Source organism: Akkermansiaceae bacterium (genome assembly GCA_019634595.1).
In the GTDB taxonomy this organism is placed as follows: domain Bacteria; phylum Verrucomicrobiota; class Verrucomicrobiia; order Verrucomicrobiales; family Akkermansiaceae; genus Luteolibacter.
Window position 1 is genome coordinate 112,646 of record JAHCBC010000007.1, and the last position, 19,435, is coordinate 132,080.

The following is a 19,435-nucleotide window of genomic DNA, read 5'->3' on the forward strand; positions in this document are numbered from 1 at the left end:
GGGATGGCCTGCGCTCCTTTTCCTGCGGGAGATTCAGAAACGACAGCGGACGGGACGAATCTTACGCATGGATGAAAGTATTCGCCGCATCAGGGAGCTTTGTCCGCCACCAGTGCGGCGAGAATGGCCGAATCCGCGCGCACGATCTTCTCCAGCCAGTCCGCCGCTTCCGCCATCGAGCGCTCACGCGGCAGGGCGAAGCGTTCCAAGGTCATGACGTGGTCGAACAACGGCAGGGCCGCATCTTCCGCCCTCCCGGCCACAGCCACGACCGGCTTTCCGGCCTGCCTGGCCATCGCGGCGACTCCGGCAGGGCCTTTCCCTCCCAGCGTCTGCGCGTCCAGTGATCCTTCACCCGTAATGACGAGATCCGCGGCGGAAATGCGGCCCGCCAACTGGAGGGCATCCGCCACGATGTCAAAGCCCGCCATCAGTTCCGCTCCCGCAAAGCGCATGAGACCGAAGCCCAGGCCACCTGCCGCCCCCGCCCCCGGGGTCCGCGCGATGTCCCCTCCACGGGACACTTCGGACAGCCGCTCCAGCGCGGCGTCCAGAAAGCCGACGTCATCCGGCGTGGCACCCTTCTGCGGACCGAAGACCGCCGACGCCCCGCGCCCGCCGCACAGCGGGTTGTCCACGTCACATGCCACGATCATTTCCGGCAACCGCAGCCGTGCCAATTCATCCACCTCCGCGAGCGACATCAGGCTGATGGGTGATCCATCCAGCTCACCGCCATTTTCATCAAGAAGGCGCACACCCAGCGCAACCGCCATCCCCGCACCGCCGTCGTTGGTCACACTGCCACCGATGCCGATGTAGATGCGCTCCGCGCCCGTCGCCTCCACGGCATGACGGATGAGCATGCCGGTGCCGTAGGTGGTCGCCGCACGTGGTGCCCTGTCCTCCTCCGCGACGCGCCAGATGCCGCTGGCCGCGCTCATCTCGATGAATGCCGTTCGCACACCCTGCAGATCCGCCACGCCATACTCCGCCACACATGGCCGGCCGATGGCATCCACCGTTCCGACGGAAACTTTCCGCCCGCCGGCACCCGCGAGCATCGCGTCCACAAAGCCTTCGCCACCATCCGCGATGGGGCATTTCTCCACCCGCCAGGCATCCCCCAGCCCAGCCGCGACGGCATCCGCCACCCCGACCGCGGACAACGATCCCTTGAACTTGTCGCATGCCACCAGCGCCACCGGCATTTCTCCGTTTCTCATGATTTTTCCAGTTCCTTGGCCACCTCGCGCTTCCTTTCGATGAAGCCCGCCGTCTCCGCGCCGATGAAGAAGATCTGGATCGTGAAATAGATCCACAGCAGGACGACGACGAGCGTCACCGCCGCGCCGTAGGCCGTGGTGACGCTGCTCTGGTTGAAGTAAAAGCTGATGAGGCTGCGCAGCAGGACCAGCAGCACACACGTGATCACCGCCCCGGTGAACGCGGATGAAAAGCGCGGCGGGCTGGGAGGCAGCCATTTCAGGATGGCGGCGAACAGCAGCGCCTCCATGAACAGCGGAACCACCCGCTGGCCCCACTCCCACAGCGCCCAGTTCGCCGGGAGATATTCCGTCAGATGGGTGGCCACCACTTTCAGCACCGCGGCGGCGACGGCGGACACGACCAGCACCACGCCGAGCGCGACCACCAGCAGGAGGGGAATGGCCTGCCCCATCACCATGTCGATGATGACGCCGCGCCTGCCCTCCCTGGCCCGGTAGCCGAAAATGATCCCCAGCGACTCCCGCACCTCCACCACCATCTTCGAGGCGGTGAACAAAAGGATCAGGAAGCCCACGATGGAGGAGATCCCCGTGAAGGCCTGGTCCGGCCGCGTGCTCAGCAACTCCGTCAGGTAGTCGCTGGAACGCTCGTCGAACAACATCCCCGCCGCATGGCCGATGCCCTCCTCCGCCTGGTCCTTGCCGATGAAGGTGGAGGCCAGCCCGGTGACGATCACCAGGATCGGCACCATCGAGAACAGGCTGTAGAACGCGATGGCCGCGGCAGCCCGCGAATGGCTGTGACGCCACCAGCGCTTCCCGATCTCCAGCAGCAACTCGCCTAAATGTCCGGTCGTGCGCCGCACCATCACCCGCATGAACGCTAACCTCCCACGGCTATCGGTGAATCTCAAGCATTCTCCCGGAAGCCGATCCTCCACTTGATGCGGGAAATCCACAGGCAGCAGGTCAACACCACGTTTCCGGATCAATGTTTGGCGGAGCTTTCTCTGGCCACGGATTACAGGATTGCGTTCCCAATCCATCAAAGGCATCGGGCCGGGGTTCCGTTCCTCCTACGCCATCACGTGATTCCAGATGGCCGGAAATGGGTTATGGTGATCACGTTCCCCCCCGGAACTTCCCCCACCCCTCCCCCCGAGGGTTCCCCCATCCCCCAAATCCCCCCACGATCATGGAACGTATTCCATCCCCCTATCGTCACTCCGCCCGCAAACCCGGCGTCGTGAGCAAGGTGATCATCACTCTCTGCTCCCTCATCACCATCGCCCTGCTCATTTTCGCAGGCAGCCGCGATTGGAAATCCGGCCAATCCGTTTCCGCCATCCTTTCCGATACCTCGGACATCCGCAGCCTTGCTGAGAATGCCCTGAAAGCCGGAGTCGCCAAAACGAAGGAGCAGCAAACCAGCGCCCAGCCGAAGGAGCAGACCTCCCTCATCAGCCATGGCGTGCTCCTGCAGCGCCAGCACAACGCGGACGCACTGCCAGCCGGCATGGTCACGGCGACCGCCTATTGATTCTCCCCCCGAAACAAACGGGCCGGCGGTGGGTTCCCTGGAACCGCCGCCGGCCTTTTTTCTCTTTTTTCCCGGTTTGCGGATGATTTCGGATGCGGAGTGCGTTTTTCCGGATAGCATTGACGGTGACCGCTTCACGATCTGCCGTGGGACGCGGCAAATAAAATTATCCCCCGTGGCATAAAAATTGCTGCAATTTTCAAAAGAGACTCTTAAATGACGTCGGGCATCAGCAGGTGCCCGCGTCATCCATGGCCGAAGCTTCTCTACACCAGTCACTTTCCCAGCAGCAAACGCTTGCGCCTCAGATGCGCAAGAGCCTTGAGATCCTCCAGGCAAGCACGCTGGAGCTGACCCAGGTGGTGCGTATGGCGCTCGAAACGAATCCGGTGCTGGAGGACATCACCGAATCCGTTTCCCTCGACGAGGAAGCTCCGGATGCGGAGGAAGCGGACTCGATGGAGTATCTCAACGAGACGGACGATGACTGGCGGGACCGCTCCATCATGGAAGGCCGCTCGTCCCCATGGACCACCGAGGACGAGGAACGCCGCCAGCGGCTCTACGACTCCATCGTCGCGCCGGAGACGCTGCAACAGCATCTCCAGAACCAGCTCGATCTTTCGATGGTGGATCCGGAGGTGAGGGAAGCCGCCCAGGCGATCCTCGGAAACCTGGATGAGCGGGGCTTCCTCGACATGCCGGTGAAGGATCTGGCCATGCGGATGGACATCCGCCCGGCGAACATGAACGCCGCGCTGAAGCTGGTGCAGTCCTTCGACCCCGCAGGCGTCGGCGCGAATGGCATTCCGGAGTCCCTGCTGCTGCAACTGGAACGCGCCGAGGGGACGGAAACCATCGAATACAAGATCGTCCGCGACCATCTGGAGGATCTCGCCCGCAAGCGCTACCCGCAGATCGCCAAGGCGCTCGGGACCAGCATCGAGCGGATCACGGAAGCGGCGTCCCGCATCGGCCGCCTGAGCCCGAATCCGGGCGGGGATTTCGATCCTACCGGCAACCCCTACATCCTGCCGGACGTGATCATCGAAAAGGATGACGAGGGCGACTGGAGCGCACGCCTGACAGGCGAGCATCTGCCGAACCTGCGCATCAACGATTTCTACAAGGACATGATCGGCCGCAATGGCACGGACTCGAAGGCCCGCCAGTTCCTCCGTGACCAGATCCGCGAGGGCCGCAGCCTCATCCGCTCCATCTCCCTGCGGCAGGAAACGATCCTGGCGATCGCCCACCAGTTGATCAAACACCAGCCCCAGTTCCTCACCAAAGGCCCGCGTTTCCTGCGCCCGCTGACGATGAACGACGTGGCGGACGAACTGAGCCTCCACGCGACGACCGTGTCACGGGCGGTGGCCGGCAAGTATGTCCTCACCCCGCACGGGTTGATGGAAATGCGCGCGTTCTTCGCCACCGGCTACCAGACCAGTTCCGGGGAGGAAGTCTCCAATGCGGGCGTGCGGGAGGCCATCCAGCAGCTCGTGTCCCAGGAAAATCCGTCGAAGCCACTCTCCGACGACGCGCTGGCGAAAAAGCTGGCCGCACAGGGCATCAAGGTCGCCCGCCGCACGGTGGCGAAATACCGGGAGCAGCTCAACATCCTGCCATCCCATCTGCGGAAGTCGTTCTGATTCACGTGCGGACCCAGAGGGGGCTAATGTGGGAAGAATTCAACCACAGATGAACGCAGATGGACGCAGATAAGAGATGGGATTAAGTTTTTCAAGATGCTCTGGTGCGCCGAATCAGCCGCATTTTAGGCAGGGACCCATCACAAGCCACGGTACGCCGACCTTGCGGATTCCGTGTTGCCATCTACGGTAGCGCGCCTCCGGAATTTTCCCCGGCCACCCGTCCAGCCATGTTCGTCATCTCCATTCCCGCGCTCCAGCGGAACACCGCCATCCTCCGTGAAGTCCGGGAACAGTCCGGCGCGCGCCTCGTGCTCGCACTCAAGGGGTTTTCCTGCTGGAAAGCGTTCCCCCACATCAGCGCGGATCTGGACGGTTGCTGTGCCTCCGGCCTGTGGGAGGGCTTGCTGGCGCACGACCATTTCAAGAAGCATGTGGTGACCTACTCCCCGGCCTATGATGACGAGGACATCGCCGCGCTCTGCGAGTTCACCGACCATCTCGATTTCAACTCCCTCTCCCAATGGTTCCGCTACCGTGACCGGATTATGGCCCACCCTCGCTTCATCAACGGGGAAATGAAATGCGGGCTGCGTGTGAACCCGGAACACTCGACGGGGGAAACGCCGATCTATGATCCCTGCATCCCCGGCTCCCGCCTGGGCATCACGGCGGACCAGCTCCAGGGCGCGGACCTCACCGGCCTGTCCGGACTCCATTTCCACACGCTCTGCGAACAGAACTCCGACGACCTGGAGACGACGCTGGCCGCGGTGGACGCGAAATTCGGCCACCTGCTGCGCTCGGAGCAGTTCACCTACCTGAACATGGGCGGCGGCCACTGGATCACCAAGCCGTTCTACGACCGGGAAAAGCTCGTCCGTCTGGTCCGGGAAGCGCGGGAAAAATACAACGTCGAGGTCTGGCTGGAGCCGGGCGAAGCCATCGCCATCCACACGGGCGTGCTGCGCGCGACGGTGATGGATGTCTTCGAGTCCGCGGGGCACAAGCTCGCCATCCTCAGCATCTCCGCGACCGCCCACATGCCGGATGTGCTGGAGATGCCCTACCGCCCGGATGTTTTCCTGGTGGAACCGAGCGCGGAACAGGACGCATCCGCCGCCACCCCTGCGGTCACCTTTGCCGGGGAATCCTACCTCCCCGCCGCGGAGGAAGGCGCACACCTCTACCGCCTGGGCGGGCCGACCTGCCTCGCGGGGGATGTCATCGGCGACTTCGCCTTCCCCCGTCCGCTGGAGACAGGTGATGTGCTGGTGTTCGACGACATGGCGCACTACACGATGGTGAAGACCACCACCTTCAACGGGGTGAAGCACCCGCCCATCGTCCTCCAGCATGAGGATGGCACGCTGGAGACGATCCGTGAGTTCGGCTACCCGGACTTCCGCGACCGACTGTCCTGACTCGCCGTCCAGGGCCACCTCATTTCGGAAGCTCCATCCGAAATCTGAAAAGAATTACCACTGATTACACTGATTTACTGATTTGAAGAAGAGAGGAATGGACCGTCTTCAGAAATATTGCCGGATTCTGAATCAGTAAATCAGTGCAATCAGTGGTAATCCAACGGCTTTCCTCCAGCAATGCCCGAAATGAGGTGGCCCTGAAGGTGCCGTCCGTTCCCACTTGATCCCCCGGCCCACCCGCAGCACATTCCCGCGCGCGATGTCCTTTTCGGAAGTTTTTCCCCAGCTCATGTCCAGCCCGACGCCCCTGATGCGGCGGTTCATGGCGATGATCTCCGAGGAAAGCGGTCCGCCCCTGGAGACGCTGGCAAGGCAGAGCCAGCAGGTCACGCGCCGCCACTTCGGCCGGACGATGCGGCTTTTCGCCCCGCTCTACGTTTCCAACGAGTGCGTGAACAACTGCAAGTACTGCGGCTTCTCGCGGGATGCCGCCATCCTCCGCACCACCCTCACCGTGGACCAGGTGGTGCGGGAGGCGAAGCACCTGCACGGCCTCGGCTTCCGCAATATCCTGCTCGTCGCGGGAGAGCACCCGAAGTTCGTCTCCGACGGCTACCTGCAGGAATGCCTGGACGCGCTCAAGCCTTTCATCCCCACGCTCGGCCTGGAAGTGGGTCCCATGGAGGATGACCAGTATGCGGAGATCGTCAGCCACGGCGCGGAGGGTCTGGTGGTGTACCAGGAAACCTACCACCGCGAAACTTACGAAACGCTCCACACCGCAGGACCGAAGCGGAAGTTCGGCTGGCGGCTGGACTGCCCGGAGCGCGCGTATGCGGGTGGGTTCCGCCGCATCGGCATCGGCGCGTTGTTCGGGCTGGCATCATGGAAATATGAGGCCCTCGCCCTCGCCGCGCATCTGGAGTATCTCTACAAGCACTGCTGGAAGGCACAGTTCACCGTCGCCTTTCCGCGCATGCGTCCCTACGCCGGAAACTACGAGTATGAGCCGGACGCGGCGCTCTACCTGCCGGACCGGGCCTTTGTCCGCCTGATCTGCGCGTTCCGGATCCTTTTCCCCCAGGTGGGCATCGTCGCCTCCACCCGCGAACCGGCCGGACTGCGCGATGCCATCGCCACGCTGGGTGTCACCCATATGTCCGCCGGTGCCCGCACGGAGCCGGGCGGCTACACCGGCGCAGGGCATGATGACCTGCATCTCACCGTGAAAGGCCGGCGTGTGGAGCTGACGGAAAAGTCCGGCTGCGAGAAAGCCACCGAGCAGTTCCAGATCACCGACCACCGCTCCGCCGCGGAAGTGGCGGCGATGCTCCGGGAACAGAAGCTTGATCCGGTCTGGAAGGACTGGGATGAGTCGTTGCTGGGCGTGTGACGCGCCTGCGGAATCACTTCCAATGCCTCCAAGGATTGGAATCCGATGGTAGGAGGTCCCTTTTTCCAGCGCAGATCAAGGGGACTAAGAATGGATTCCGCGGATTTAGGAAGAAGAAGGAATCATCGCGCGGTCAAAGCAAACTCTCCGGAGAATCAGAATCTGCGAAATCCATTCTTAATCCTTTAATTTGGCTCAACTACCAAACTCCAGTTCGCCCATCTCCGCTGCGCTCCGATTGCGGTTCGAAAAATGCCGCTTTGCTATGATGGTTACCCCTATTCCCAAAGGCATTGGGGATCACTTCCGGAACTTCAGCACCTTCTCCCCTTCTCGGTAGAGGCCCCAGCGGTCGCGGGCGTGGACTTCCAGGAATTCGGGATCTTCGCGGAGAGCCTTGTGCTCCGTGATCATGTTGTCCCGGTCAGCCAGGGCCAGCCGCTCCTGCTCCTTCGCCTCCTTCAGGCTTTGTTCCATCTCATCCAGCCGCTGCCGGTGGGGGAAAGCCATCGCCACGCAGGTGAATCCGGACGCGGCACAAAACACGACGAAAAGCATCCGGCGGAGGCTGTTGAACGCCTCCGTCCTCGCTTCGATCCGGGCCAACTTGCCCATCACTGGTTTCTTCACCGCCATGGTCTCCACCGATTGAAGCTGAACCTGCCGGGATTGTCAAGATTGCCTGAGTTTCCCGGTCGGGATTCATCTCCCGGCCTGCTCATGGACAAGAGGAAAGGCACCGCGCATCGCGCGGAAAGGAAGAGCTTTCTCCGAAAGCTCCTGTGCGACGGCCTCCGCCCCATCCGGCCCGGGGGGAAAGGGAACGTATCCAACTTGGGAGGCATCAAGGGCGATGTGCCATCCACTCACGGCCCTTTCGGAGAAAGCGCTTCCGTTCCCCGTCGGCTTCGCCGCGGGGGGCAAGATGGCACCCCTCCACCCGGCCGGGACGGCGCAGCCGCTCCGCTACGGAAAGGCCGCACAAAGGCCTTTTCATGGTTCCCTCCGCTCCACAGAATCCGCGGCGATGCAACCAACCCTCCTCGTCCTCGCCGCCGGCATGGGCAGCCGCTACGGCGGACTGAAGCAAATGGACCCGATGGGACCGAACGGAGAAACCGTCCTCGACTACTCCGTCTTCGACGCGATCCGCGCGGGTTTCGGCAAGGTGGTCTTCATCATCCGCGAGGATTTCGCGGAAGCTTTCAAGCAAGGGATCGGCTCGCGTTTCTCCGACCGCATCGAGGTGGGTTACGCCTTCCAGAAGCTGGATGACCTCCCCGCCCCGTTCAGTGTGCCGGAAGGACGCACGAAACCGTGGGGCACCGCCCATGCCGTGCGCGCCGCGAGGGATGTGGTGAAAGAACCCTTCGCGGTCATCAATGCGGATGATTTCTACGGCAGGGACGCCTACCGCGCAGCGGCCGCATTCCTCCTGGATCCCACGCCCTCCCATTATGCGATGGTGGGCTATCCGCTGGAAAACACCCTGTCCGATCATGGCGAGGTCAACCGCGGGATCTGCTCCCGGGATGCCGCCGGGCTGCTCACGAACGTGGAGGAATACGTGAACATTTCACGCGGCGAAGACGGCGTGGTGCGTGGCACCGCCTTGGATGGAGAGCGAAAAGTGATCGCCGATGGTACGCCCGTTTCGATGAATTTCTGGGCGTTCACCCCGGACTTCTTCCTTCATCTGGAATCCCACTTCACCTCCTTCCTGGAAAGCCAGGGCGATGGCGGGAAGACGGAGTGCTACATCCCAACGGTGGTGGACGCCCTCATCCGCCCCGGCGTGGCGGACTGCCGCGTTCTGGACACCAGCAGCCATTGGTTCGGGGTGACCTATCCGGATGACAAGCCCCATGTGGTCGCCTCCATCAACCGCCTCATCTCGGAAGGGGAATATCCGGCGTCGCTCTGATCCGCGCGACGGTTCACGCCTGACCGGCGGTCCCAATGAAACGGTGAGGAAAGACAGGTGGCTCCTCCCGGCAGGTGGCCACGTAGTCGTCCCACGCGGCCAGCTTCGGCAGATCCCTCGCCGCTCCACGGGCGATGATCCGGCGCTTCCGCTCGTCCGGCGGGCACCAGATGAAGTGAAACTCAGGCACTACCCCCAGCCGCCGCTCCAGATGTGAGGGCCAGTCCGCCTCCCCGCCCTCCCGGGTGAATGGACCGGCGATGACGACAGGCACGTTCGGCAAATTCGAAACGGCCAGATCAAAGAGCGTCTCATAGACCGGGGCCCGGAATGCCTGCTTGTAGGCCGCCGAATGGCGGTCGTCCGGATCAAAGCCCGCGAGTTCCAGCCCCGCCCTCACCATCCGCTCGGTCACCTCATCACTGTCGAGCAGGCAGGCTCCAAGCGTGGCCGCCAGTTTCCGGGCATAGACCGTCTTTCCGGCGGCAGGAGGCCCGAAAACGATATGAAGTCTGCCGGAAGCGGGCGTGATCACGGGCGCAGCGAACCCCGGATGCCGTGCGGGGAAAAGTCAAAAGGCGCGGACCGTTTCCGATCCGCGCCTTCAAATGAACATTCCCCCCAAATGACCCCGGCTACTTCACTGTTCCATCGCCCGAATTCCCCCCGGATATCGAACGACTCCTACATTGCTATGACCGGAATCTGGAAATGTCTGAAAGGCATTGCTGCCTTCCGTTGACAAAGAGAATGCGATAATCCGGGTGTCTTTAAAGATCTAAATTATCCCAAAATCGGCCATAAGGACTCAAAAACGGCCATTTGTACCATTATTTCCCAATATGGGGTCCCTTCCGTGGATTCCCCGGCATTGCCGGGGGAATTTCCACAAATGCGTGCAATAATCAGGGAGAGCTTTCCGTATCCATCATGCCCACCGTGGGATTCCAACCCCATCGGGAGTTTCCGAACCATCGCATGAAGCCCGCCTTTTTGATTTTCTTCCAACTGTCCGCCATGATTTCCGGAGCTTCCGGGGCGACCTTGGCCACCTACCTGACCGGCACGCAGAGCTTTGCGGCGAGTGATGTGGCGGATGGGATCACCGCGGGAAACATGACCACCACCGGCGGGGAATGGCGTAATTCCTACGGCACCCCCGGGAACACTCCCGCCGGTCCGAACCTGGGCACCGGCACCGGCACCTACTGGCGGTTGTTCCATGGGAACGTCACCTCCACCACCCTCAGCCCGACGTCCTCCGCGCTTTCCGCCACCATCGCCACATCCGACGGGTATTCCTTCGTCCCGGCGACCCTGACGTTCGATTTCGCCAATGCCATCCACGCGGCGGCGGCTTCCTCCGTCACCTCCACGGTGGGGGTTTATGTGAACGGCACGCTGTTCACCCCGGTCTTCACGCTCACCAATACGGACAACAACAAATACAAGGTCCAGACCTACAGCGTGGATCTCAGCAGCCTGGGCGAGATCACCAGCCTGTCCTTCGCGATCGCCGTGGCGGACGACTATACCCCAACCACGGGGAACGTGGGCAATTTCATCCAAGGGGTGAAACTCGAAGGCACCATGGTGCCGGAACCTTCCGGAGTCCTGTTGCTGGCGGGCTGTGCCGTCCTGCCCGCCCTGCGCCGCCGCCGCGGAAGGGACGCCTGACTTCCCCGCTACCGCGTCCAGCGTTCGCTTTTCAGCAGCCCCCAGCTCCAGGTCGTCCGGGCGGCACGGGTGAAACCGGCCCGGCCCAGCGCGTCATCCGGCGGATGGAGCTTCCGCGCCGTGACGCCCGCCACCATGCCGAAGAACAGATAGAGCGACCGGAGGATGAACCGGCCCCGCCACCGTGCGGCACCCCGCTCCGGCAGGTCGAACTCCGCGATCCACCATTCCGCCTGCGGGGCCGCGCATCCAGCGAGCTTTTCCACCGCTTCCTCCATCCCGCGCCGCGGCAGGCAATCCAGCAGGAAATTGGTCACGATCAGATCAAAGCGCCGGTCCGTCTCCCAGTCCTCCAGGCGGGCATGGACGAAGGCCACTCCCGTATCGTCCCCCAGCCTGCGGCGTGCGATCTCCAGCATTCCCGCGCTGCCATCCACCACGGTGATCTCCGCATCGGGAAACCGTGCCCGGAATGCCTCCAGGAAACGTCCCGGTCCCTCCCCCACCATCAGCACCCTTTCAGGACGGTGGCTTCCTTCCATCAGCCAGAGACGGGCACGCTGCATGCACCACCCGGCCAGGAGATGTTCCATCGGACCATAGAATGGCGCGATGCGGTCGAAGCTCATTCCGCGGCTTCCGCATCCCTTTCCGCGCCCCCTGTCTCCCGCAGGCCTGAGCGGAGACGCTGCAGCAGTTCACAGGTTTCCGGGCAGAGGGACGCCTCCCAATCCCGCACGCCGGGGTCCTGTGCCATCGCGGGGACCGTGGCGGTGGTGAGCCGGTGGCCTGCCAGGAACTGCTCCGCCTCCGCCCCGGTCGCGGTGCTGAAAAGCCCGGCGTAGAACCACGGCTTGGGATCTCCTCCCTCATTCCAACACCGGATCATCTGCCGGGCGGCATCACAGGAGGTCCGCAGGCGCAGCGGGTCCGTCTCCGCCAGATGGTTGATCCAGTCCTCCGCCCTCTTTCCCAGGCCCCGGTGGACGATCCACCGCTGGTTGATCCTGGTGGCCCACTCCACGGGGCGCTTCATTTCATCCTCTTTCATTCAGCTCCGGGTTCGACCGCAATCCAGTCACCCTGAGCCAGAAGATCCTTCGCGTCAAATGGTCCGATCCATTCCCATACCCATGCGGAAAGCGTCTTCCCGCCCGGCCGGAACACGACGGCCTTCACGCGGCGGTATTCACTGCCCTCGATCTCGCCCGCGGACAGGCCCTCGAAAGCATCCAGCTCCAGCAGTTGGCCGGCATCCACGGAATAGACCTCGCCTTTCACCTCGCCCTCGTCCCCCAGCACCAGCCCCGGATACCAGGAGATGCGGTAGATCCTGCCTTTTACGATCCCCTCCGTCACCAGGTCCGCGCCGGACATCCGGAAGTGGTTCGTCCCGCCGCGTCTCAGCGTGCCATAGACGAACACCAGATCACGGGTTCCGGACATGGGCGTGGGAAATCAGCGGCCGCCAGGGCGATGGCCGACCTCGTTGTCGAGCATCTGCTTCAGGTCATCCAGGCCTTCTTCCAGGTCGGCGGAGATGGGCAGTACCTCCGCCTTCGGGAAACGGTTGCGGAACGCTTCGAGGTTCTCGGCGGCTCCTTCGAGGTCCATCTTGTTCGCCACCACCTTCCATGGGAAGCGGGCGAGTTCCTCGTCATATTCCTTGATCTCCGTGCGGAGGATCTCGAAGTCGGAAATGGGATCCCGTCCCTCACTGCCGGCCATGTCCAGGACGAACAGGAGCATCTTGCAGCGGGTGACGTGGCGGAGGAACTCATGGCCCAGACCGCGGTTGTCATGCGCTCCCTCGATGAGGCCGGGGATGTCCGCCACCGTGCAGCGGCGGAAGCCGGGAAACTCCACCACCCCCACCATCGGTTGCAGCGTGGTGAACGGGTAGGAGGCGACCTTCGGCTTGGCCGCGGACAGCTTGCCCAGCAGCGTGGATTTCCCGGCGTTCGGGAAGCCGACGAGACCGGCGTCCGCGATGCGGCGCAGCTCGAGATAGAAAACTCCCTGGTCGCCGGGCGTGCCGAGCGTGTGCTCCACCGGCGCACGGTTGGTCGGCGTCTTGAAGTGCCAGTTGCCCTTGCCGGGTTCGCCACCCTTGCAGAGCACGAACTGCTGGCCTTCCTCGGTCAGGTCGGCGATGGGTTCGAGATCGATGCCCTCGTCGCTTCGTTCGGACTCGACGGCTTCGTTGATGGTCACAGCGCTGCTCCGATAAACCACCGTGCCCGGAGGCACCTTGCCGATGATCTTTTTTCCGCCCTTGCCGGTTTTCCGGGTGCCCGCACCGTTTTTCCCGTTCTCCGCGATGAGCTTCGGATCGTAGTGGTACTGGCGCAGGTTGTCGGTCGAGTTGTCCACGATCAGAATCACGTCTCCGCCCGCGCCTCCGTCTCCGCCGTCAGGGCCGCCGCGTGGGACGAATTTCTCCCGGCGGAATGCCACGACGCCGTCTCCGCCGTCGCCCGCCTTGGCCAAAATCCGGATGTGATCAATGAACATGCACGCCTGCCATGCCATCCCCTTCCGCCGCGGTCAACGGGAATGAGGCGTCCTTTCCACACCAAGGCTGCTCATTTCAGGACCGGACGGAACAGGAACGGAAAATCCATGGTTTGGGGAAAGCCATGAAACCACTGATTACACTGATTTACTGATTCAAATACTGATTTCAGAACCGGAAAATGCGCTCACAATCTTCAGCTTATGGTGATGAATCTCCACTCTTCAAATCAGTTGAATCAGTGCAATCAGTTGTAATCCAACTACTTTTCCCGGCAGACTCCGAATTCAACTGCCCTGCCGTCCACCGCCGTTTTTGCTTTCCGGCGTCCGGTCCTGCCGGTTGAATCCCGCCATGCTCCACCGGATCAAAACCCTCGCCGCGCTTTTCCTGCTCTGCCTGGCCCCCGCCGCGGATGCCGGCGGAAAAAAGGAGGACACTCCGGTCATCTCGTTCCACATGGAGACGGATGCCACGGACAACCCGAAGATGATCACCCAGGTGCCCATCGGTGGCAACCAGGTCAAATATTTCCGCCGCCTGTCCGAGATCACCATGAAGGATGTGGTCGCCTTCGGCCCGTTTCCGGATGATCTGGGCGGCAACACCTACGGCATGGCGCTCGTCCTGAAACCGAACGCCAAGCGCCGGTTGGCCGCCAGCACCGCCGTCAACATCGACCGCTGGATGATCGCCCGCGTGAACGGCACCGTCCGCGACGGTGTCCGCATCGACAAGCCCGTCGAGGACGGCGTGCTGGTCATCTGGAAAGGCGTGTCCATCGACGAAATCAACCTTCTGGACAAGACCCTGCCCCGGATCGGCGCTGAGGCTGCGAAGAAGGCGGAAAAGAAGAACAAGGAGGACTGACTCTCCCATGGCCTTCCGTTTCCTCTACCCGTTCCTGGCGCTCACCCTGTCCGCCACCGCCCAGCCGGTCCCCACGGACACCCCGCCGCCGATCGACCTGCGCCTGCCCACGGAAAACACCCACCTTTTCTCCGGTGAGCCGGAGAAGTTCTACATGTATGTGGACCGGAACTTCGAAGGCCAGCACACGAAGCCATGGGAAGCGGGGGCCTTCGGCTTCGTCCGCACGCCCATCCGCGTGAATGAGGAGATCGTCCTCACGAAATTCCACGAAGGCATCGACATCGCCCCCATCAAACGGGACAAGGCGGGAAATCCGCTCGATCTGGTGAGCAGCATCGCCGATGGCACGGTGGTCCACATCAGCCCGCTGGCGGGCCGCAGCAACTACGGCAAGTACGTGGTGGTGGAGCACCGCTGGGAGAACTCCTCCGTCTATTCCCTCTACGCGCACCTTTCGAAGATCACGGTGAATCCCGGTGACCCGGTGAACTCCGGATCCGTTCTCGGCCAGATGGGCTTCACGGGTGACGGCATCAACCGCGAACGCTCCCACGTGCACCTGGAGATCACCTTCCTGATGAGCCGTCATTTCGACGACTGGCAGAAGAACAACGGTGGCGGCGTGAACTACCAAGGAGCCTTCCATGGCATGAACCTGTCCGGAGTGCCCGTGGCGGAGTTCTACCTGGCCCACAAGGCGAAGCCGGAGCTGACCTTCAGCGAGTATGTCCGGTCCATCCCGGTCTATTTCAAGGTGTCCGTGCCTGCGCCGCAGACGGGCACCTTCGACTTCATCGAGCGCTATCCATGGATCGTGCAGGGGGATGCGAAGGACGCGGTCTCCTGGGACATCGCTTTCAGCGCGACGGGCCACCCCATCGCCTTCATCCCGGGGACAAAGCCGGTGGTCGCCCCCATCCTGTCCAGCATCCGTCCCTCCGCCGTCCCCCACCGCCTGCTGACACGCGGGCTGGTCATCGGAGAGGGCAACCAGGCCTCCCTTTCGCCCAACGGGAAGAAACTCGTCGCCCTGCTGACGGATGATTTCCCGAAGACCCCGGCCCAATAATCCTCTATGTCCACCATCACCGATAAACTGGCCTCGCTCGGCCTCACCCTGCCCGCCGTCCCCGCTCCCGTCGCCGCCTATGTGAACTGCGTCCGCACCGGGAACCTCCTCTTCCTTTCCGGCGGTCTGCCCATCGACGGCGACAGGAAGGTGATCGGCAAGGTGCCGACGGACGTCTCCATCGAGGAAGCGCAGGAAGGCGCCCGCATCATCGTCCTCAACAGGCTGGCCATCATCCAGGAGGAGATCGGCTCGCTGGACAAGCTGAAGCGCATCGTCGCCCTCAACGGCTTCGTCAGCTCCGAGCCTGACTTCTACGGTCATCCACAGGTGGTCAACGGCGCGTCCGAGCTGCTGGTGGAAATCTTCGGTGACAAGGGCAAGCACTCCCGCACCGCCCTGGGCGTCGCCGCCCTGCCGCTGAACGTCGCGGTCGAGATCAACCTCATCGTCGAGGTGGAGGATTGATGCATGGCTGAAGCCGGAAAGCGCAGGGGCTTTGAATTTTCCGAAGCCACGAAGGCTGAGATCTTCGCCCGTGACCGGGCCACCTGCGCGTTTTCCGGCAAGTCCCTCTGGATTCTGGATTACGGGATCTCCCCCCTCTACGACGTGGACTGGGCGGACCACCGCAAGCCCCGCGCGAGTGGCGGGACGTCCACCGTTAGCAACGGCATCTGCGCTTCCTCGTTCCACAACTCGAAGAAGAGTTCGAACGGCCGGGATAACTGTTACCTGTTCGATGAGGGGGAGCCGACCGATTACCACTTCTGGAATGTAGGCACCGTTTCTCAGGATCAGCTCCGGCAGTTGAAGCGGCTCTCGCGGATCCAGGCATCCGACTGGTATTTCAACCGCGCGATTTACCAACTGTTCAAAGCCGCCGGAGGTGACCGGAGCCATCAACGGGGCGTGGCCTACTACAAGAAAGCCGCGCGGACCTTCCTCGGGAAATTCATCCAGCTCAACCAGAAGGCGGACCTTCCGGATTTCACCGAGCGGAAGCTGGTCCTCCATCCCGCCCAAAGTGATGTGAAACTCCTCCTCCAACTGCAGGGAGGCGAAGCGCCGAAGTTGTTCGATTCCATCATCCGCATCTATCGGTTCAATCTGAGGACGATGGAACGGTTCTGGGATTGCGAAGAAGCGGACGCTATGCGGGAGGTGATCGAGCAAGCCGCCGATCATCGTGATTTCTCCCCCCTCGTGGCGAAGGCTCTCCGGAGCCAGTTGGAATTCTGGAAAGATCAACCGGCCGACCCCGCCCCGTGAATGTGGATCGACTCCCACAACCATCTGCAGGATCCCCGGTTCGCTGATGGGTCGGAGCTGATCCGCGCCATGCGGCGGGCGGGAGTGGAACGCTGTGTGGTGAACGCAACCCGCGAGGCGGACTGGGCCGCCGTCAGGCAGTTGGCGGAAGACCACCGTGACTTTGTCCTGCCCGCCTACGGCATCCATCCGTGGTACGCGCACACCGCCACCACCGGCTGGCAGGACCGCCTGCGGAGCCTTCTCCTCGCGGATACGCGTGCGACTGTCGGGGAGATCGGCCTCGACCAATGGATCGCGAAACCGGACCTCGGCACGCAGATGCCGGTGTTCCTGGACCAGTTGGAAATCTCCAGGGAACTCGACCGGACCGCGACGATCCATTGCCTGAAGGCATGGGACGCCCTTTTCACGGCGTTCAAGGAACAGCCTCCGCCCGCCCGTTTCCTGATGCACTCCTTCGGTGGCTCCATCGAGGTCGCGCGCAGGCTCATCCCGCCCGGCGCATTCTTTTCCTTTTCCGGCTACTTCCTCCAGCCGAGGAAAGCGAAAGTGCTGGAGGTTTTCCGACAGTTGCCGGAAGACCGCATCCTGCTGGAGACGGATGCTCCGGACATGGCCCCTCCCCCGGAAGCCATCACACACCCGCTGCCGGAGGGCCACAATCATCCGGCGAACCTGGCGTCCATCGCCAGTGGGCTTGCGCGTGGTTTTGGGGTCTCTCCAGAGGAGCTGTCGCGCAGGACCGGGAATAACTTCCGGCGTTGCTTTCCTTGATGATCCTTCCCAAAGGGGAAGTCCCCAGACGCGGCAGCGTCATGGAGTGCGGCGGTCCTCCGCCGCTTTGGGGAGAGAACATCACCTGCCGGACAATGTGGGAGGCCCCCCCACGTCCCAACTTGCGAATGGCATGTTCACTTGAGGGAAAATCTGGCCCACGACCGATAGCGGCAGAGACTGCCGCACTCCATGACGCTGCCGCGCCCGAGGTGAACGCCCCGGATCGACAGTAACAATAATCCAGCGTTCAAGGTTGGACGTCACGCGTCTGATGTTCATGCTCCGGCCATGAACCTCGCTGATTTCCGCAAAGAATATTCCGGCCGCGGCCTGCACCGGTCCGAGATCCATGACGACCCCATCGCGCAGTTCTCGGCATGGTTCGCCCAGGCGGTGGAACTGGAGGTCCATGAGCCAAATGCGATGACGCTGGCGACGGTGGATGAGACGGGCATGCCGTCCCAACGCACCGTCCTGCTCAAGCGCTTCGCCGCGAGCGGCTTCACCTTCTTCACGAACTACCAGAGCCGGAAGGGCCGGGAACTGGCGGGCAACGCGAAGGCCAGCCTGCTCTTTCCATGGCTGACGCTGGAGCGGCAGATCATCGTCCAGGGAACCGTGGAGAAAACCAGCGAGGAGGAGTCCAGGGAATACTTCCTGGCACGCCCGCGCGAGTCCCAGATCGGTGCGTGGGTGTCGGAGCAGAGCGAGGTGATCCCCGGCCGGGAGTTCCTGACGGAGCGCCTCGCGGAGTTCGGCGAGAAATTTTCCGATGGCCCCGTGCCCCTGCCCCCGCACTGGGGAGGCTACCGGGTGATCCCGGAAACCATCGAGTTCTGGCAAGGCGGTCCGGCACGACTCCACGACCGCTTCCTCTACCAACGGGACGCCGATGGCTGGAAAATCGAACGTCTCTCCCCCTGACCCTCCACCCGCTCCCATGACATCCCTGTTCTCCCGAATCCCACTCCGCTTTCTGGCGGTCATCGCATTGCCGGCTCTCTGCGTCCTGCTCCCGTCCTGCGCGGGCGAGGACGAACCGATCCCCGTCACGAAAAGCGGCGAGGTGATGCGCCCGCGGTTGGTCGGCAGGGTCGCCAGCGTGCCAGCCGACAAGCGCTTCATCCTCATCCAGAGCTACGGTGAGTGGAAGGTCGCCGCCGGCACCGTCCTCATCGCCCACGGTGCGGGAGGAAGCACCGCCAACCTGCTGGCCACCGGCGAGGTGATGGGGCAGTACGCCGCCGCCGACGTGCAATCCGGCGAAGTCCAGCGCGGCGATGCGGTCTATATGAGGGAGCTGGGCAAGCCGCTCGCTCCGGAAAACCCTGCGCCCCCCACCTCCGGGGCACCGGAGGTTCCAGCCGCTGCTCCCGCAACGGACGAGGTTCCAGTGCCTTAATATTAATTTTAAAAAATAGTTAGCTTTTCCCAATTTCTTTTCTTTCCAAATTAGCTGCTTTTTTATAAAAGGTTTTCGTCCCGATTGAAAACAGTGCAGCCATTTTGGAAATCCTTTAACTTTAGGGTTGATAACTATCCGGTTCTCCGGGTAGCTTCGGTTTCGCAATGGCTGTGCTCCCTTACATGTCCCCAAACATGAACACTACAACCAGCCATAATGAAACTGAGTACATCGAGCGCCCCGGCCTCGTCGGTGAAAGCCGACGCAGACCGACTTGCTGACTTCGTCCTGTTCACACAACGAAGCTGCATCCTGAACCTGTCAACAGAACTCAACAAAGGTAACATCTCGTTTCCGCAGTTCTTCCTCCTCACCTATCTGTCCAGCGAAGATTATCTGACCATGTCCGACATCGCGAAGAAGATGGGCCACTCGACCGCAGCCGCCACCGGCCTGGTCGATCGGTTGGAGAAACTGTCCTATGTTGAGCGCATGCATGCCGCTGAAGACCGCCGCAAGATCATGGTGCGCATCACCAACAAGGGAACCGAACTGGTTTCCAAGATGCGCAAGGAGATTGCGACCGATCTCGCCGGTATTCTGGCAGGGATGGATGAAGATGAGGCGGAAACCGTCGAGCATACGAAGCGTGCCATCCATGGCCGCGCGATCGCATGAC

Annotated in this window: 22 protein-coding genes; 14 read left to right on the forward strand and 8 right to left on the reverse strand. The window is 62.4% G+C overall.

What is annotated here, in order from left to right:
* Nucleotides 1-89: 89 nt before the first annotated feature.
* The gene (locus KF712_20955; protein MBX3743468.1) at nt 90-1,226 is read right to left on the reverse strand and encodes a glycerate kinase; all 1,137 of its coding nucleotides are present in this window, start codon (nt 1,224-1,226) and stop codon (nt 90-92) included.
* Nucleotides 1,223-2,143, reverse strand: coding sequence for a YihY/virulence factor BrkB family protein (locus tag KF712_20960; protein MBX3743469.1), 921 nt, complete (start codon nt 2,141-2,143; stop codon nt 1,223-1,225). Before KF712_20960 ends, KF712_20955 begins: the two co-directional genes overlap by 4 nt.
* 281 nt (nt 2,144-2,424) lie before the next feature.
* On the opposite strand from KF712_20960, the gene KF712_20965 reads away from it, so the two are divergent.
* From KF712_20965 to thiH, 4 genes are all read left to right on the forward strand, one after another.
* Complete coding sequence (locus KF712_20965) at nt 2,425-2,769, forward strand: hypothetical protein (GenBank protein ID MBX3743470.1); 345 nt, start codon at nt 2,425-2,427, stop codon at nt 2,767-2,769.
* A gap of 308 nt (nt 2,770-3,077) precedes the next feature.
* A complete protein-coding gene (gene rpoN, locus KF712_20970; protein ID MBX3743471.1) occupies nt 3,078-4,421 on the forward strand; it encodes an RNA polymerase factor sigma-54 in 1,344 nt (447 codons plus the stop codon).
* Nucleotides 4,422-4,651: 230 nt separating this feature from the next.
* Nucleotides 4,652-5,845 (forward strand): carboxynorspermidine decarboxylase, encoded by a 1,194-nt coding sequence (gene nspC / locus KF712_20975; protein ID MBX3743472.1) that lies wholly within the window; start codon nt 4,652-4,654, stop codon nt 5,843-5,845.
* 262 nt (nt 5,846-6,107) lie between these two features.
* A complete protein-coding gene (thiH, locus tag KF712_20980; GenBank protein ID MBX3743473.1) occupies nt 6,108-7,241 on the forward strand; it encodes a 2-iminoacetate synthase ThiH in 1,134 nt (377 codons plus the stop codon).
* A gap of 300 nt (nt 7,242-7,541) precedes the next feature.
* Here thiH and KF712_20985 read toward each other — a convergent pair whose 3' ends face one another.
* A complete protein-coding gene (locus KF712_20985) occupies nt 7,542-7,856 on the reverse strand; it encodes a hypothetical protein (GenBank protein ID MBX3743474.1) in 315 nt (104 codons plus the stop codon).
* A gap of 445 nt (nt 7,857-8,301) precedes the next feature.
* Here KF712_20985 and KF712_20990 point away from each other — a divergent pair, with 445 nt between their 5' ends.
* Entirely contained in the window at nt 8,302-9,165 is an 864-nt protein-coding gene (locus tag KF712_20990; protein MBX3743475.1) for a nucleotidyltransferase, read from the forward strand.
* Between the two features lie 13 nt (nt 9,166-9,178).
* Here KF712_20990 and KF712_20995 read toward each other — a convergent pair whose 3' ends face one another.
* Nucleotides 9,179-9,700: an ATP-binding protein gene (locus KF712_20995; protein MBX3743476.1), complete on the reverse strand. Its 522-nt coding sequence runs from the start codon at nt 9,698-9,700 to the stop codon at nt 9,179-9,181.
* Nucleotides 9,701-10,143: 443 nt separating this feature from the next.
* Between KF712_20995 and KF712_21000 the strand changes: the two genes are divergently transcribed.
* Complete coding sequence (locus KF712_21000) at nt 10,144-10,842, forward strand: hypothetical protein (GenBank protein ID MBX3743477.1); 699 nt, start codon at nt 10,144-10,146, stop codon at nt 10,840-10,842.
* Nucleotides 10,843-10,850: 8 nt separating this feature from the next.
* Here the strand turns inward: KF712_21000 and KF712_21005 are convergent, their stop codons facing one another.
* From KF712_21005 to obgE, 4 genes are read right to left on the reverse strand one after another with little or no spacing between them, the layout of a single operon-like run.
* Complete coding sequence (locus tag KF712_21005) at nt 10,851-11,471, reverse strand: class I SAM-dependent methyltransferase (protein ID MBX3743478.1); 621 nt, start codon at nt 11,469-11,471, stop codon at nt 10,851-10,853.
* Nucleotides 11,468-11,893: a hypothetical protein gene (locus KF712_21010; GenBank protein ID MBX3743479.1), complete on the reverse strand. Its 426-nt coding sequence runs from the start codon at nt 11,891-11,893 to the stop codon at nt 11,468-11,470. The genes KF712_21005 and KF712_21010 overlap by 4 nt, the downstream gene beginning before the upstream one ends.
* Nucleotides 11,890-12,288 carry a gamma-glutamylcyclotransferase gene (locus KF712_21015; protein ID MBX3743480.1) on the reverse strand — a complete coding sequence of 133 codons (399 nt, stop codon included), beginning with the start codon at nt 12,286-12,288 and terminating at the stop codon, nt 11,890-11,892. Before KF712_21015 ends, KF712_21010 begins: the two co-directional genes overlap by 4 nt.
* Before the next feature lie 12 nt (nt 12,289-12,300).
* Entirely contained in the window at nt 12,301-13,356 is a 1,056-nt protein-coding gene (obgE, locus tag KF712_21020; protein MBX3743481.1) for a GTPase ObgE, read from the reverse strand.
* Between the two features lie 355 nt (nt 13,357-13,711).
* Here obgE and KF712_21025 point away from each other — a divergent pair, with 355 nt between their 5' ends.
* The 8 genes from KF712_21025 to KF712_21060 all read left to right on the forward strand — a co-directional run bounded on the left by KF712_21025 (nt 13,712) and on the right by KF712_21060 (nt 19,434).
* Nucleotides 13,712-14,227: a hypothetical protein gene (locus KF712_21025; GenBank protein ID MBX3743482.1), complete on the forward strand. Its 516-nt coding sequence runs from the start codon at nt 13,712-13,714 to the stop codon at nt 14,225-14,227.
* Between the two features lie 7 nt (nt 14,228-14,234).
* A complete protein-coding gene (locus KF712_21030) occupies nt 14,235-15,299 on the forward strand; it encodes a M23 family metallopeptidase (protein ID MBX3743483.1) in 1,065 nt (354 codons plus the stop codon).
* Between the two features lie 6 nt (nt 15,300-15,305).
* Entirely contained in the window at nt 15,306-15,767 is a 462-nt protein-coding gene (locus KF712_21035) for a RidA family protein (GenBank protein ID MBX3743484.1), read from the forward strand.
* A gap of 3 nt (nt 15,768-15,770) precedes the next feature.
* Nucleotides 15,771-16,571: an HNH endonuclease gene (locus KF712_21040; protein ID MBX3743485.1), complete on the forward strand. Its 801-nt coding sequence runs from the start codon at nt 15,771-15,773 to the stop codon at nt 16,569-16,571.
* On the forward strand, nt 16,572-17,348 hold the full coding sequence (locus KF712_21045; GenBank protein MBX3743486.1) for a TatD family hydrolase: 777 nt from the start codon (nt 16,572-16,574) through the stop codon (nt 17,346-17,348).
* 291 nt (nt 17,349-17,639) lie between these two features.
* A complete protein-coding gene (gene pdxH, locus KF712_21050; protein MBX3743487.1) occupies nt 17,640-18,275 on the forward strand; it encodes a pyridoxamine 5'-phosphate oxidase in 636 nt (211 codons plus the stop codon).
* A gap of 16 nt (nt 18,276-18,291) precedes the next feature.
* Nucleotides 18,292-18,753: a hypothetical protein gene (locus KF712_21055; protein MBX3743488.1), complete on the forward strand. Its 462-nt coding sequence runs from the start codon at nt 18,292-18,294 to the stop codon at nt 18,751-18,753.
* Nucleotides 18,754-18,972: 219 nt separating this feature from the next.
* Entirely contained in the window at nt 18,973-19,434 is a 462-nt protein-coding gene (locus tag KF712_21060; GenBank protein ID MBX3743489.1) for a MarR family transcriptional regulator, read from the forward strand.
* Nucleotide 19,435: the final 1 nt, after the last annotated feature.

Excerpts from the sequence above, each read along its gene's own strand:
- KF712_20955 (MBX3743468.1), bottom strand. The coding sequence starts at position 1,226 with ATGAGAAACGGAGAAATGCCGGTGGCGCTGGTGGCATGCGACAAGTTC.
- KF712_20965 (MBX3743470.1), top strand. The coding sequence starts at position 2,425 with ATGGAACGTATTCCATCCCCCTATCGTCACTCCGCCCGCAAACCCGGC.
- rpoN (MBX3743471.1), top strand. The coding sequence starts at position 3,078 with ATGCGCAAGAGCCTTGAGATCCTCCAGGCAAGCACGCTGGAGCTGACC.
- nspC (MBX3743472.1), top strand. The coding sequence starts at position 4,652 with ATGTTCGTCATCTCCATTCCCGCGCTCCAGCGGAACACCGCCATCCTC.
- thiH (MBX3743473.1), top strand. The coding sequence starts at position 6,108 with ATGTCCTTTTCGGAAGTTTTTCCCCAGCTCATGTCCAGCCCGACGCCC.
- KF712_20985 (MBX3743474.1), bottom strand. The coding sequence starts at position 7,856 with ATGGGCAAGTTGGCCCGGATCGAAGCGAGGACGGAGGCGTTCAACAGC.
- KF712_20990 (MBX3743475.1), top strand. The coding sequence starts at position 8,302 with ATGGGCAGCCGCTACGGCGGACTGAAGCAAATGGACCCGATGGGACCG.
- KF712_21000 (MBX3743477.1), top strand. The coding sequence starts at position 10,144 with ATGAAGCCCGCCTTTTTGATTTTCTTCCAACTGTCCGCCATGATTTCC.
- KF712_21005 (MBX3743478.1), bottom strand. The coding sequence starts at position 11,471 with ATGAGCTTCGACCGCATCGCGCCATTCTATGGTCCGATGGAACATCTC.
- KF712_21010 (MBX3743479.1), bottom strand. The coding sequence starts at position 11,893 with ATGAAAGAGGATGAAATGAAGCGCCCCGTGGAGTGGGCCACCAGGATC.
- KF712_21015 (MBX3743480.1), bottom strand. The coding sequence starts at position 12,288 with ATGTCCGGAACCCGTGATCTGGTGTTCGTCTATGGCACGCTGAGACGC.
- obgE (MBX3743481.1), bottom strand. The coding sequence starts at position 13,356 with ATGTTCATTGATCACATCCGGATTTTGGCCAAGGCGGGCGACGGCGGA.
- KF712_21025 (MBX3743482.1), top strand. The coding sequence starts at position 13,712 with ATGCTCCACCGGATCAAAACCCTCGCCGCGCTTTTCCTGCTCTGCCTG.
- KF712_21030 (MBX3743483.1), top strand. The coding sequence starts at position 14,235 with ATGGCCTTCCGTTTCCTCTACCCGTTCCTGGCGCTCACCCTGTCCGCC.
- KF712_21035 (MBX3743484.1), top strand. The coding sequence starts at position 15,306 with ATGTCCACCATCACCGATAAACTGGCCTCGCTCGGCCTCACCCTGCCC.
- KF712_21040 (MBX3743485.1), top strand. The coding sequence starts at position 15,771 with ATGGCTGAAGCCGGAAAGCGCAGGGGCTTTGAATTTTCCGAAGCCACG.
- KF712_21045 (MBX3743486.1), top strand. The coding sequence starts at position 16,572 with ATGTGGATCGACTCCCACAACCATCTGCAGGATCCCCGGTTCGCTGAT.
- pdxH (MBX3743487.1), top strand. The coding sequence starts at position 17,640 with ATGAACCTCGCTGATTTCCGCAAAGAATATTCCGGCCGCGGCCTGCAC.
- KF712_21055 (MBX3743488.1), top strand. The coding sequence starts at position 18,292 with ATGACATCCCTGTTCTCCCGAATCCCACTCCGCTTTCTGGCGGTCATC.
- KF712_21060 (MBX3743489.1), top strand. The coding sequence starts at position 18,973 with ATGAAACTGAGTACATCGAGCGCCCCGGCCTCGTCGGTGAAAGCCGAC.